The following is a 13,966-nucleotide window of genomic DNA, read 5'->3' on the forward strand; positions in this document are numbered from 1 at the left end:
CAGGGTGTGAATGAAAGGGAAATCGATGGGTTTAACCTCTTCCCCTCGTCTATACTAACGGTAATGAAGCACATTACAGATAGATCTGGGGAGGAACAAAGCAATGAGCGTACTAAAAGCAGAAGGGCTTGGCAAAATATACAGCAGTAAAGGCAACGTCGCTTACAAAGCGCTTGAGGATATAGAGCTTCAAGTGGAAGCGGGAGAATTCGTAGGGGTAATGGGGCCCTCAGGCAGCGGAAAAACAACTCTGCTGAATTTATTGTCCACGATCGATCGTCCAACCTCTGGTCAAATTGAAATCAACGGCGTAAACCCAAGTAAGCTAACCGATAAGAAGCTGGCCTTATTCCGCCGCCGCGAGCTTGGTTTCGTCTTTCAGGATTTTAACTTGCTAGACACATTATCAATCAAGGAAAACATCATTTTGCCGCTCGTAATGGAGGGCATGGCACCGAAGCTAATTGAACAAAAACTGGATTCGCTCGCTGAATTGCTGCAAATCAAACAAATCTTGAATAAGCGGACGTATGAGGTGTCTGGCGGCCAGAAGCAGCGCGCAGCAATCGCCCGTGCTATTATTCATCAGCCTTCGCTCGTGCTTGCAGATGAGTTGACGGGCAATCTCGATTCCAAATCAGCGAAGGATGTTATGGATTCACTGAAGGATATGAATGAGCGTTTTAAGGCGACCGTATTGATGGTAACGCATGATCCATTCTCTGCGAGCTACTGTCAGCGCATCGTATTCATCAAAGACGGCAAGTTTTTCTCGGAAATTCGCCGCGGCTCGAACAGGCAAGCGTTTTTCCAACAAATATTAGATGCGCTCAGCGTGCTGGGAGGTAATTTTGATGACGTTCCGTTCGCTCGCGCTTAGTAACATTCGGGGCAACTGGCGGTCGTACAGCGCATTTTTCCTGAGCAGCGTCTTTTCTGTTATGATCTTTTATATTTATGCAGCGTTTCTATACCATCCAGAAGTAACGAGCGGCCACATTATGGCGGCATCAAAAATTCGTACAGGCATGGTGTTTTGTGAATATATTATTGTCATCTTCTCGTTTTTGTTTGTACTCTATTCTAATTCAGCATTTCTCAAAACGAGGCAACAGGAATTTGGTTTGTTCTCTTTATTCGGAATGACAAAAGTTCAGCTACGAAAGCTTGTTATTTATGAAAATGCGGCGATCGCTGCGCTGGCCATCGCTGTAGGCATCGGTCTTGGCATGCTGTTCAGCAAGCTGTTTTTTATGGCTCTAACGGTGCTTCTTAATTTGCAGGAAGCGATATCTTTTGCGGCTCCAATCAAAGCCATTGGCTTAACGGCAGGCGGTTTTTTTGTTCTGTTCATGCTGATCTCCATTTGGACAGCACTTCGCATTGGACGAACTGAAATTATTGATTTGCTGAAAGCGGCTCGCAAGCCAAAAGGACAGCTCGTATTCTCGCCTTGGCTGGTTGCTGTGTCTGTCGTTTGCTTATCGGCTGCATATGGCATGGCTTTGGTTATGAACGATGGAAATTTCATGCTCCTAGCCTTGCCAATACTAATTACTGTCGTTATCGGGACTTACTTTCTCTTTACTCAGCTGAGCATTTTGCTGCTCCGCTATATTCAAAAAAGATCATCGATATATTATAAACGGACCAATATGATCGTGTTTGCACAGCTCGGCTATAAGATAAAGGATAATGCGCGTATTTTATTTATTGTATCAATTCTTAGCGCGATCGTTATGACTGCCCTTGGGACGGTATATGTGATGAACATCGGTGCCAAAAAAAATATGATAGAATACTCTCCTTTCTCGCTAGCTTATAGTGAAAAAGGCTTGAATACACATGAGGTTATTGACCCAGGTAAGCTTAGACAAGTAGTCAAAGAGGACGGCTACAAAATTGTGCGTGAAGCAAAGGCAGCTGGCGTACTGTTGAATCGCTTTTCGGTTAAATGGGGAGACGAAAAGGCGCGTGATTATGATTATGCTGCTTTGGTTATTTCAGCTACCGACTACAACAAGCTAGCAGCATTGACGGGTCAGCCGAGCATTCAGCCTGAGAATGGCAAGCTAACGCTTATAAAGTCCTATTTATCAAAAGGAAGAGAACAAGCAGGTACTGTAAAAGGCAGCATTAACGGTAAGGAAACGGCATTCGATATTAGCGGCTCGGTACAAGCACATGTAATGAATTATCTCGATAGCAACTATTTTACTTTCGTAATGGATGACTTTTCCTACATGCAGCTGCTAACGAGTGTGCCGGAAGATGAGCTTTATGTGATGTATGGCTATGAATTAAGTAATTGGGAGAAAACAGCAGCTACGGTTGAGAAGCTTAGCAAGCTTGTGCCAGAACAATTTCAATCCCAAACCGATTTTAGCCGTGTAAAAACGCTGCAAGAAATGAATCAAACGGTTTCTTTGACTTTATTCATCGGTATGTTCATTAGTTTGCTATTCTTTATTGCATCGGGAAGCATGATTTATTTCAAGCTGTTCACTGAGCTGCAAGAAGACCAAGCCCAGTTTAAAGCTTTAGTCCGCATCGGCATGACGAAGGGCGAGATTCGCAAAATTGTTGTAACGCAGGTCGGCATCGTCTTCTTTGTTCCTGTCATTGTTGGCATTTGTCACGCCTTGTTCGCGATGAAAGCACTCGACAACATTATGGAATCATCTAACTGGATTTACTCTTTCGTCGTTATCGGCATTTATATCGTGATGCAGACGTTGTACTTCATAACCGCATGCAGCAGCTACATGAAGAGTATGCTTCGCGGGGCAAAAGCATAATAAAATTAAAAAAACGGCTTTTTCCTCAGAAAATGAGGAGAAGTCGTTTTTTTTATGTTCATATGAACATTTAGAAGCAAGTGAAAGAGCTGATTCTCCGTAAATCTATACCGGTGTAACCCCATGATCTTCCGAACCAACGGAAACCGGAGACAGATGTACGTCCAACAAATACAGGGAAAAACCAGAAACCATGACCATTATCCAACCATACGTAAGTGTTGCGGAACAAACAGCCGGAAATAGCGCCTGGATCAACTGCAAATGACGAAACAGCTGGCTGCGGCGGCGTGAATTGTGGTGGCGGAGCGGTCGGACCCGACATACCTGGTTGACCTTGTTGTCCTGGTCCCATCGGTCCTTGTGGACCTTGTGGACCTTGCGGTCCAAATGGTCCGAAAGGCCCCATCGGTCCCATTGGCCCCTGAGGGCCTATTGGAGGCATAAATGCCATGCAAAATCACTCCTTATCAATTGGGCTAATGCATGTTATGCAGAAATACCTAGCAACGATTGGGCGAACGATCATTGTCAGCGATTCAATCTGAAAAAATTTAAAAATGTGATTGGAGCGGAGTACCGATTATAGCGACGTTTAATCTAGAGGAATCAAATCTGTTTCCATTCCATGTCAGCAGATTCTCTACATAACCGAGCGTATCAGCGTTTGTAGGTCCAATGATGCGCTGAAGAGCCTGCAGATCGAAGGATGCCCGGTTCTCGGCAGTTATGATTGGATTTAATGCTGCGATAGCCAGCACTTCGCCTTGCAGAGGCTGCTTCAGCATTCCGTTTTCGTTGTAATAAGTGGCTAAATAAGCGGCCCCTTTGCTGCTTATATCAATGATAAACAGCAAATCAAGCTGAGCACTTGATACCGATACTTTGTACATATCTTCATACTGGACGCGAAACTTGTATTGTTGATTGTAGCTGTCTGAATCAAACAGCTTGTGAAGCGCATGGTGAGCGAAGGAGTAAATGTAAAAAATGCCGTAACCGCCGCTTCCTCCGGAATCGATACTGATCAAAATGTCAGGTATTTGATTTTTATCAAAGTCGCCGAGCAGCAGGACAGCGTTATAACCGGCATTGTTTTGTAAAGGAACGACTGTGCGCTGCTGTGAATATCCATCTTGAATGACTAGCGTAATATGATCTGCGAATATACCGGATGGTCCATCCGGTTTATGACCAATTAAATAAATCTGATCAGGTATGCCGTCACCAGTTACATCTCCTTGTTTCATGTCAAGCAAATATTCGTCTGTTGCTAACCGATCTGGCTGGTACCTATGTGTATGAAAAGACGAGTGCATAACTATTCCTCCAAGCCTAAAATACATGGTTTCTGTCTATACCTATGCCAATTCCTTGCGATTGGACTGTGCGAATGCCTAGATGCGGGCAAACAAACCAAAGCAGGCTATCGCTTGAAAAGAGAGCATTCAGGCATTACATATTGCAAGATGATTAGGCAACACTAATGCGGACTGATGTCTATATACTTACGGAGGTGCAGCCTTTTTATGAAGCACTTAATCGTCTATTGTCATCCTAATCCAGACAGCTTTAATAACGCCATTGTGGATGCTTTTATTGGATCATTAAAGGAGCAAGGCCATGAGGTCGTCGTCCGAGATTTGTACGCGATGCGATTTGACCCTGTGCTTAAAGCCAGCGATTTTGAGGCGCTGCGCGAAGGCAACACACCTATGGATATTAAAACGGAGCAAGAGCATGTGAAATGGGCGGATGCGTTTACGATGGTATATCCTATATGGTGGACGGGGCTGCCTGCACTTATTAAAGGCTACATTGATCGGGTATTCTCGTATGGTTTCGCTTATGCCTATGGTGAGGATGGAACGATCAGCAAGCTGCTTGCAGGCAAGAAGGGGCTTATTATTAATACACATGGAACGCCTTCGGAAATTTACAGCCAGACTGGCATGTACGATGGGCTGAAAAAAACTTCGGATACGGGTATTTATGAATTTTGCGGCATCAAGTCAGTTGGCCATATCTTTTTTGGCAGCGTGCCGCAAATTGATGATGCAGCCCGAAAGAAGATGCTTGAAGAAGTGCGGGGCAAGGCAGTCAGCTTATTCGAATAGAAAGCCAAGAAAAGCTGGTCGCAACGATGCGATCAGCTTTTCCTTTTTTTAAAGCATGCTTGTCCTGTCCGAGGTTGAGGAGTATCATATAGTCCAAAAGCCTAAATGTATAGAATTGGAGATTTGGAATGAGAATCGGCATTCGCACCAAGATATTCACAAGCTTCTCTGTAGTAATCATTGTTTCGCTGACGATAGTTAGCGTGTTGTGGTACAACAAATATTATGATAGCCAGCGCGAAGCGGCTGAGAGCTTTATGTCCCGAACCATTCTGGATGCGAATAAAAGCTTCGAGCTTACGCTCAAGGACATCGATTATATTAGTACGATCATTTCTCTCAACCGGCCCAACGTGATTGATGTGCTTTTGCCTGATCCCTCTGAAAGTTTAATTAATCGACTCGAGAAGGATCGTAAGCTTGATAACTTCATTTCTAGTTTATATGGCTACAAATATTACATATCGAGCATACAAGTAGCGAGTTTGGGAGGCCGCAGCTACTCGCAGGGGGCCACGGTTCCAACCAATGAATTTATGGAGTCGAGCTGGTTCGAGCAGCTGCTTGAGCAAAGAGGAAACAAAATATTTATTACGACTCATTCCAATAAAAAACTTAATTATGTGTCTTCCTATGTGAACCAAAACGTCGTCTCTATTGCGAGGGCAATCATGGACGGCTCGGAGGCTGCAGGTTACGTCATGGTTGATTTCAGTTATGAGGTTGTTGAGCGCATTTTCAATACCCCTCTGCCTAATAAAAGTCAGCTGTTTCTGATTGATGAAAAAGGGAATTTTGTCTACTCACCGCGCAACAAGGATATTAATCAACCGATTTCAAATACAGCTTATGCAGATGTACTCCCTGAGCTGAAGGGCAGCTCGGGCAAGCTGAGCATGAACATAAACGGAGAGAAGCATCTTGTTATTTATCATACTTCCGATTTTACAAATTGGACGACAGTGGGGCTAATTCCGCAGGGTGAGCTGCTTGCAGAGAGCAGAAAAGCAGCCAATACGATTATGATTATTCCTATGGTGACCCTCATTGTTGCCCTTTTTGTTGCTACGATTTTGTCCAATCAAATTACGATTAATATCGGCCGTTTAAGGCAGGCCATGAAGAAGGTCAGTGAGGGCAATTTATCTGATCCTATTGCCATTTCATCAGGCGATGAGGTGGAGGAGCTGAGCCATGGCTTTAACGCGATGGTTACCAACTTGCGGCTGCTGCTTGATGATGTGAAGCAAACGGAGGAGCAAAAGCGGATTCTTGAGTTTAAGGCGCTTCAGGCGCAGATCAATCCTCACTTTTTATTCAATACATTAAATCAAATCAAATGGCTGGCAGATGTACAGAAAGCCGACAATATTAAGCAGCTTGTTACCTCTCTCGTTACACTCCTGCATAGCAGCATGGGCAAAGGCGGAGAGTATGTTACCGTTCAAGAGGAACAGCAATATTTGGAGCATTATTTGAATATTCAGCAGTTTCGTTATTACGATAAGTTTGTCGCTGTATTCGACATCGAGGAAGAGATTTTGCAGGTGCGTATGTTGAAGTTTTTGCTGCAGCCTATCGTTGAGAATGCCCTCATTCATGGCTTAGAGCCGCTTAAGGGAAGAGGACAGCTCACGGTTAAAGGATATGAGGATGATGGACATATCGTAATACAGGTGTCAGACAATGGTGTAGGCATCGAGCAAGAGCGATTGAAAACTATTTTTAATAAAGTCACTGAAAAAAATCGTTCTAGATTTAGCGGTATTGGGCTTGTAAATGTACAGGAGAGAATGAAGCTCCATTATGGAATAGGCTATGGCCTGCAAATCGAGAGCGTGCCCGGTTTATTCACGACGGTAACCGTGCGTATTCCGATTGAAGTGAAGGGAGACAAAAAGCATGATTAATGTTTTGCTGGTCGATGACGATCTGCCTATGTTGAGCAAGCTGAAAAACATCATGAACTGGGAAGCGGGCAGCTTTCATTTATGCGGAGAAGCCAGCGGCGGCTATGCAGCGATCAAGCTTTTGGATGAACGAAAGCCTGAAATCGTCATTACGGACATGAGTATGCCGGGAATGGATGGTTTAGAGCTGATCAGTTATATGGAGGAGCATTATCCGCATATTCAAGTGATAGCGATCAGCAGCTACAGCGATGTTCATTATGTGAAGAACAGTATGAAAAAGGGCGCTGTCGACTATATTTTGAAGCATGAGCTGGATGCAGAAACATTGGCTGCTGCCCTTGCAAGCGCACGGGAGCGGTTTGCGATAGAGCAGGAGGAGCAGGCGAAGACGCTGGATTTGCAGCGGCAAATTCAGCAGAATCAAACGACGCTGATCAGGGGGGTCATTCGAAGTCTTGTTCAGTACACGTACAATAGCGAAGAAGAGCTTCTCGTGCAGATGGACAAGCTTGATTTAGCTCTGAACCTAAGGATGCTCACCGTCGTCGTTGCTGAGTGGGATAGCCGGGGCATGCTTCATGATAAATATAACGCCAAAGAGCTTGACTATATTATGGGCACTTTTATGGATATTACAGACAATATCCTTGCAGATACAGGAAACGCTTATATGACGCCGATTGAAAATGGGAAGTTTGCCATTTTATTTTCATTTGATACAAACAGCAAATTTATTTGGCACACGATTATATCGGAAGCGCTCTCCCGAATTAGGTTAAGCGCAAAACGGCAGCTTAACCTCATGTTAAGCTTCAGCGTAAGTGAAATGTGCAGCAAAGTGAATGTGCTGCATGAATACTTCAATGAGGCGGATAAAGCGCTGCAGGAGAGGTTTTATGAAGGCGGCGATGTCGTCATTTGGCCGGGGATACAGCGAAAGGCAGGGGCTGACTCTGGTGCAAGCTTCTCCGTTGATGTGAAGCTGGAGCGAACATTGCTGTCGCTTCTCGCAGCATCCAATGAAAAGGATCTGGTCATCAAAATCGAAGAGCTGTTTACTCGAATGAATGAAGCGCGCGCACCGCATAAAATGGCTCAAATGGTTGCGGTAGAACTCATTCATCTTGTTAATCGCAAGGCGAAGGAAGCTGGCATTGCAGACAAGGATTTGTTCGAGGGCGACCAGAATCCTTATCTGGCGATTGGTAAATTTGATACGCTCTCCGATCTGAAGGAATGGATTGTTGGGGTGTATAAGAAGCTTGTCGAGGCGCTTCGTCCGTATGTGCATGACAATCTTTATTCTGAAAATACCCGCCGTACTATGGAGTGGGTTCGGAAAAAATTCTCAGAGCCAATCACTTTGCAGGAGGCCGCAGATGTCATTGGAGTCAATTCCTCTTATTTGAGCCGAATGTTCAAGGAGGAATGCGGTCAAGGCTTCGCTGATTATGTCAACCATGTGCGAGTGGAACAAGCTAAGCTGCTGATCAGGTCAGGCGATGTTGATTTAAAGGATGTTGTGAAGCAGGTTGGCTTTAACAATTACAATTATTTCTTTACGGTATTCAAAAAAATTACTGGAAACACGCCAATCGAGTATGAAAAACAACAAAAATAAAATTATTTGAGTGAAAAGTAAAAAAGATAGAGTAAATGTAAAAATAATGGAGTCCACGTGTGGGCTCTTCTTTTCTATGATGAAGAGGCAAGATGACAAACATACATCTAAGGGGAGATGGAACAATGAAAAAATTATCTTTTAGATTTGCGCTTGTATTGGCATTATCCATTTGTTTAACATTGACGGCTGCTGCTTGCGGCAGCAAAAACACAGACACAAACAACGGCAAGAATAGTGGATCAACTTCTACGGAACAGCAAACGGTTACTTTCTGGTCTTGGGTTCCTACGGATGTTCAAGCGGAGAAAGCGATTGCGGCATTCGAAGCAGCTAACCCGAACATTAAAGTAGATTACTGGCGCGGTGAGCAAACAGACTTTCAGAAGAAGCTTCAAGTAGCGATGGCTGCCAACGAAGGTCCGGATCTACTTGGTATGCAAGTTGGAGGCATGCTGAACCAATATGCCAACACGTTAGAGCCTATCGAAGCGCTTGCGGATACGAACTGGGGTACTGGCTGGCAGGACAAGTTCGTTAAAGCTTCTATCGATCAAGTAAGAGCAAAAGACGGCACAATGGTTGCACTGCCGCTTAACTTGACTGGCCAAGAATTTGTTCTTTACAACAAAACGATTTTTGATAAATTGGGCATTACAAAAGTGCCGACAACGTATGAAGAGTGGTTGTCTGTAAATGCGACTATTCGTGAGAAAGGCAACGGCATCGTGCCAGTAGCTTTCGGAGCGAAGGACATTTGGCATGACGTTGATATGTTCGTAGCGCTTAGCAATCAATTCGCGCCAGGCAAAATCTATGAAGCAGAGCAAGGCAAAGCAGCTTGGACCGATCAAGCTTTCGTTGACACGATGACAGCATGGAGCAAGCTATTCACTGATAAAGTGATGCAAGACGGAGCTTTGGGCTTGTCTACTTACCCAGATGCTCGTGACCAATACTTCTATTCTGGTAAAGCAGCGATGTTCTTGACTGGTTCTTGGCATGCAGGCTTCAGCCTTCCAGGCGGAGAGAAAGACGGAACAGCGATTGAAAACGATGAAACGGGCATTTTCTTGCTTCCGCAAATCGGACCAAACGAATCCAAAGCGGTTGCCAGCGTAGATACAGCACTTTCAATCAACAAAAACTCCAAAAACAAGGAAGCGGCTTGGAAGCTGCTTGAGTTTATGACACAAGGCGAAGGCCAACAAATTATGGCTGATTTCATTCAAGGATCACCAGCTAAGATTGGCGTTGAAATTCAATCGCTTGATCAATTTAAATTCGAATCCGAGCGTGAAGCGATCAAAACGGTAAACGATGCAATCGAAAATGCAGTAGGCAAACGTCTGCTTGATTACCCTGAGCTTACGAATGCGATTGGTGTAGCGATGCAGGATGTTGCAGCAGGTAAAAGCATTGAAACCTCGCTTAAAGATATCCAGAAGGTTTCTGACGGGATCGACCGCAAGTAGATTCGAATTTTAGCAAGCAATAAGATTTAGAGCAGATAAAGAGCATGGATATGCGTGTTGGTATTCATGCTCTTTCTTATACTCAAAACCTTATATTTGATAGGTAAATGAAGGGGTGATACACCATGAACGGCAATCGTTCTGTTCTTTCCGGATGGAGAGCTTATTTATATATTTTACCAATTCTTATCGTATCGGGTTTATTTTTGTACTATTGCATAGGATTTACGGTTTATACGAGCTTTCATTCTTGGAACGGCATTGACTCGGAGATGAAATATATCGGCTTTGATAACTATATCAAGCTGTTTGACGATAAGTCTTACCATATCGCACTGCGGAATAATCTCGTGTTCTTTATTTTTACAGTGGGCATTCAAGCGGCGCTTGGGTTAATGCTGGCGATACTGCTTCGCGCGAAGCTGCGGGGTCATTCTATCTTCAGATCAGTCTATTTCATACCGACCATTATGGCACCGATCATTATTGCAGCTATATTCCGTATCATTATGGATACAAACTTCGGAAGTCTGAATGAAGGATTGCGAGCTATAGGACTTGATTTTCTAGCTGTATCCTGGCTTGGCGATCCCAAATATGCACTTATGTCGATTATTATCGTCAATATATTTGAATGGATGGGCTTTAGTATGACGCTATATTATTCAGCGCTTCTAGCCATTCCAGATGAAATATATGAATCAGCAAAAATTGACGGCTCCGGCTTCTGGAGGACGCTGTTCAAAATTACGGTTCCGCTCGTTGGCGGCACAACGTCTACACTCGTCATTCTTGGTATTGTCGGCTCGCTCAAAACGTTCGACATCGTATCGCTGCTTACTGGCGGCGGACCGGGGCGCTCGACAGAGTTTCTGACTACGTATGTGTATAAGAAGGCGATTGAGGAGTTTAATGGCGGGATGTCCGCTGCTGCAGGAGTTACCATTCTCATCATCGCTCTCATACTTGCCGTGCTGCAAATTCAGTATACGAACCGTCAACAAGGTGATTTATAACCGTAAGGGGTGAGCTCAAATGTTTATTAATTTACGCAAATTAGATAAATGGATCATTCAAGCCGTGTTAGCCATAGTTGCGGTCGTTTGGTTGTATCCGCTTGTACAATCCGTCATTAAATCGCTCGGCATCAATGGGTTTGGCAATTATCTTGCCGTTATCAATCACCCAAAGGTCAATTATTTCCTAGTCGTTTTCAATAGCTTTTTTATTGCGGTATGCACAACTCTCGCAGTAGGTTTGCTAGCTACACTGGCTGCTTATGCCTTCTCAAAAATGCAATTCAAGATGAAAAACGTCCTGTTTTATTCGCTGGTTGCCTGCTTGGCTATTCCTGCGACAGCGGTTATGTCACCGCTCTTTTTTACAGCAAAAACACTTGGCATTATGAATAGCTATTCAGGCGTCATTTTGCCATTGGTCGCATTCAACGCACCTTTCATGCTTCTTATTCTCAAAAACTATTTCGATTCCATTCCGAATGCGATTCTGGAAGCGGGCATGATTGATGGCTGCACATCCTTCCGAATGTACAGAACGATCATGATCCCGCTTGGCATACCTGCTATTATTAATATTGCAGTGCTTACATTTATCTACTCATGGAATGACTATATCATTCCGCTGCTCCTCATTCGTGATGAAAAGATGTATACCGTTACGCTGGCTACGCAATTTTTTACGGGTACAACAAATCAGACGCCAGAAATGGTCGCACAGCTTTATGCAGCGCTTATTTTGATGACTATTCCTTCCATTATTGTTTATATGTTCGGTCAGAATGCAATGAAATCAGGCTTAACGGCGGGCGCAGTAAAAAGCTAATTAATGAGCTATTAGATAAGCTAGAGGAGGACTATTATTTTGGATAAAAACATCGGACTGCCGCATCATGGCGGCGCATCGTATTTGAATCCGCTGAAGATCGGAGCGGGCGCAGGGCAACAGGAGCCGCTGACGCTCGTGCATCCCGATCCTTACCTTTTGAAATTTAACGGTCGTTATTATACCTATGCAACCGCGAAAGCTGGCGTAGTTGTGCTGCGCTCTAGTGATCTTGTAAGCTGGGAGCACTTAGGCTATGGATTTCAGCTGGAAGGGCATAAGGAATATTGGGCGCCAGCCGCTGTATATGAGAATGGCCGCTTTTACTTATACGTATCATCCATGCCGATTACGGAAGAAGATGTGCATGAAGAGCGATTGATGGTTGCCGTTTCAGATACGCCGGAGGGCCCATTCGAATACGTGCGTACGTTTTATGATACGTTTTCATTGGATGCGCATGTTGTGAAGGACGAGCAAGGCGATTATTATATGTTTTACTCCAATAATGAATATTCGGGCGTGGATCGTGATCGTGCGGGCACAGTCATCCTGGTCGATAAAATGCTGGATATGGTTACGCCAGCCGGTGATCCGCAAATTGTCGTATTGCCTACTATTGATGAGGAAATCTATGAGGAAAATCGGTTTGGCGACGGCCGTGACTGGCATACGATCGAGGGTGCTTTTTATTTGAAGCGCGGCACGAAGCATTATATGATGTACAGCGGAAATGCGTATGTACGTCCGAATTATTTTTTGGGTTATTCGGTGGCAGACGGCAGCAAAGGCCAGCCGCTTCATGAGCTGGAATGGAACAAGTATCCTTCCGATGATCAATACGAGCCGCTTCTTCGCAAAAATGATGGTGTCGAGGGTGTAGGCCACAATTCCGTCGTGAGAGCTCCAAACAATGTGGATTCATGGGTATTTTACCATGGCCGGAATGCTGACGATGTTCTTGACATGGACCGTGAGCAGCGGACGATGCGAGCAGATCCTCTGCTTTGGAGCGGTGATCGCCTCTATATTGCCGGCCCGACTTATACGCCGCAGACAGCGCCGGCGCAGCCAACATTCCGTGATCTGTTTGATGGCAGGGAAGAAGGTCTTGGCGAGTTGTGGCAAGCAGCTGCGGGCAGCTGGACAAGAGCAAATGGCGAAGCCCTTCAGACGAACCGTGCTGTTATCGCCGGGGCGGTCACGAAGTCTGCATACAGCCACTATGTTCTTGAAGCAAGCGTGAAATGGTCGAAGGATCATACCGGCGGTTTATATGGCATTTATGCCGCGTATCAAGACGAAAGCAATTACGTGTCGGTCTTATTGGATGTCGGACGTAGAGTACTACGTGCTCATGCCGCCTATAAAGGGATTCAGCATGAAGCTATCGAGCATGCTTTGCCAGAGAGCTTTAACTTCGCCGTATACCATTTGCTGCGTGTGGAGAAAACAGGAGACAACTATCGTATTCAGCTTGATGAGGTTAAGGTAATAGATAAGCGATTCCCGATTACCAGTGGCAGCGTAGGTTTACAAACGCGTTATACAGCTGCTTCCTTTGCAGGTTTTGAGGTTACGCGCCATTTGGCGTTAACGGATGCGAGCAGCACCGCATTTGCTGAGCAGCTAGAGCGGACAAGCGGCGATGGCATCTGCCGTGTTAGCGGCGGCGAGCTTCACTGCCGCAGCAAGCAAGGGCTGCGTACAGCTTGGTTATTGGATTCTTTAGGTGATGCAGCCTCAGGCGAGGCTTACCGTTTTGATACCGATATTCTCGTGAAGCGCGGTTCCGAATATGGCGTCTATGCCGCTTATACGGATGAGCGAAATTCGGTAGAAGCGGTATTGAATCGTACAGCCGGTTCCGTAACCGTATCGTCATGTATTGATGGGGAGGCATCTGTTTTATCCAGCGTTACTTTAGATGCGGCAAACTTCGATTGGACAGTCTGGCATACGCTTTCGAGTACGGTCGTTAACGGCTGCTTGACCATTCGACTGGACGATCAAGTCGTATTTGCAGGAGCTGTATCCAGCCTTGCAGGCTTGCCTGGTCTGGTGGGCGCAGGTGAAGCCTCATTCCGTGAAACGCGGTATACGATGCTTAATAAGTAAATGTTATCATGCTGGTTTATGAAATATTGAGTCTGTTTCTCTAGGTCGCCAATGACCTAGAGGGACGGGCTCTTCTTTTTTT

11 protein-coding genes are annotated in these 13,966 nt (G+C 45.0%); 9 read left to right on the forward strand and 2 right to left on the reverse strand.

Annotated elements, in window-relative coordinates:
* The first annotated feature begins 103 nt into the window (after window positions 1-103).
* Complete coding sequence (locus BK120_RS10945; protein ID WP_076267534.1) at window positions 104-880, forward strand: ABC transporter ATP-binding protein; 777 nt, start codon at window positions 104-106, stop codon at window positions 878-880.
* Window positions 855-2,798: an ABC transporter permease gene (locus tag BK120_RS10950; protein ID WP_076267535.1), complete on the forward strand. Its 1,944-nt coding sequence runs from the start codon at window positions 855-857 to the stop codon at window positions 2,796-2,798. Before BK120_RS10945 ends, BK120_RS10950 begins: the two co-directional genes overlap by 26 nt.
* Before the next feature lie 70 nt (window positions 2,799-2,868).
* Here BK120_RS10950 and BK120_RS10955 read toward each other — a convergent pair whose 3' ends face one another.
* Both BK120_RS10955 and BK120_RS10965 read right to left on the reverse strand, forming a co-directional pair.
* Entirely contained in the window at window positions 2,869-3,252 is a 384-nt protein-coding gene (locus BK120_RS10955) for a transporter (protein ID WP_083681866.1), read from the reverse strand.
* Between the two features lie 100 nt (window positions 3,253-3,352).
* Entirely contained in the window at window positions 3,353-4,117 is a 765-nt protein-coding gene (locus tag BK120_RS10965) for a spore coat protein (RefSeq protein ID WP_076267536.1), read from the reverse strand.
* 210 nt (window positions 4,118-4,327) lie between these two features.
* Between BK120_RS10965 and BK120_RS10970 the strand changes: the two genes are divergently transcribed.
* From BK120_RS10970 to BK120_RS11000, 7 genes are all read left to right on the forward strand, one after another.
* Window positions 4,328-4,915, forward strand: a complete 588-nt coding sequence (locus BK120_RS10970; RefSeq protein WP_076267537.1) for an NAD(P)H-dependent oxidoreductase — start codon at window positions 4,328-4,330, stop codon at window positions 4,913-4,915.
* A 128-nt stretch (window positions 4,916-5,043) separates the two neighbouring features.
* Window positions 5,044-6,825, forward strand: a complete 1,782-nt coding sequence (locus tag BK120_RS10975) for a sensor histidine kinase (protein WP_076267538.1) — start codon at window positions 5,044-5,046, stop codon at window positions 6,823-6,825.
* Window positions 6,818-8,449 (forward strand): response regulator transcription factor, encoded by a 1,632-nt coding sequence (locus BK120_RS10980; protein WP_076267539.1) that lies wholly within the window; start codon window positions 6,818-6,820, stop codon window positions 8,447-8,449. Before BK120_RS10975 ends, BK120_RS10980 begins: the two co-directional genes overlap by 8 nt.
* Before the next feature lie 125 nt (window positions 8,450-8,574).
* Entirely contained in the window at window positions 8,575-9,924 is a 1,350-nt protein-coding gene (locus tag BK120_RS10985) for an ABC transporter substrate-binding protein (protein WP_076267540.1), read from the forward strand.
* A gap of 125 nt (window positions 9,925-10,049) precedes the next feature.
* Window positions 10,050-10,940 carry a carbohydrate ABC transporter permease gene (locus tag BK120_RS10990; RefSeq protein WP_076267541.1) on the forward strand — a complete coding sequence of 297 codons (891 nt, stop codon included), beginning with the start codon at window positions 10,050-10,052 and terminating at the stop codon, window positions 10,938-10,940.
* A 19-nt stretch (window positions 10,941-10,959) separates the two neighbouring features.
* On the forward strand, window positions 10,960-11,766 hold the full coding sequence (locus tag BK120_RS10995) for a carbohydrate ABC transporter permease (protein WP_076267542.1): 807 nt from the start codon (window positions 10,960-10,962) through the stop codon (window positions 11,764-11,766).
* A 39-nt stretch (window positions 11,767-11,805) separates the two neighbouring features.
* Window positions 11,806-13,884 (forward strand): glycoside hydrolase family 43 protein, encoded by a 2,079-nt coding sequence (locus tag BK120_RS11000; RefSeq protein WP_076267543.1) that lies wholly within the window; start codon window positions 11,806-11,808, stop codon window positions 13,882-13,884.
* Window positions 13,885-13,966: the final 82 nt, after the last annotated feature.

Source organism: Paenibacillus sp. FSL A5-0031, from assembly GCF_001956295.1.
Lineage (GTDB): Bacteria > Bacillota > Bacilli > Paenibacillales > Paenibacillaceae > Pristimantibacillus.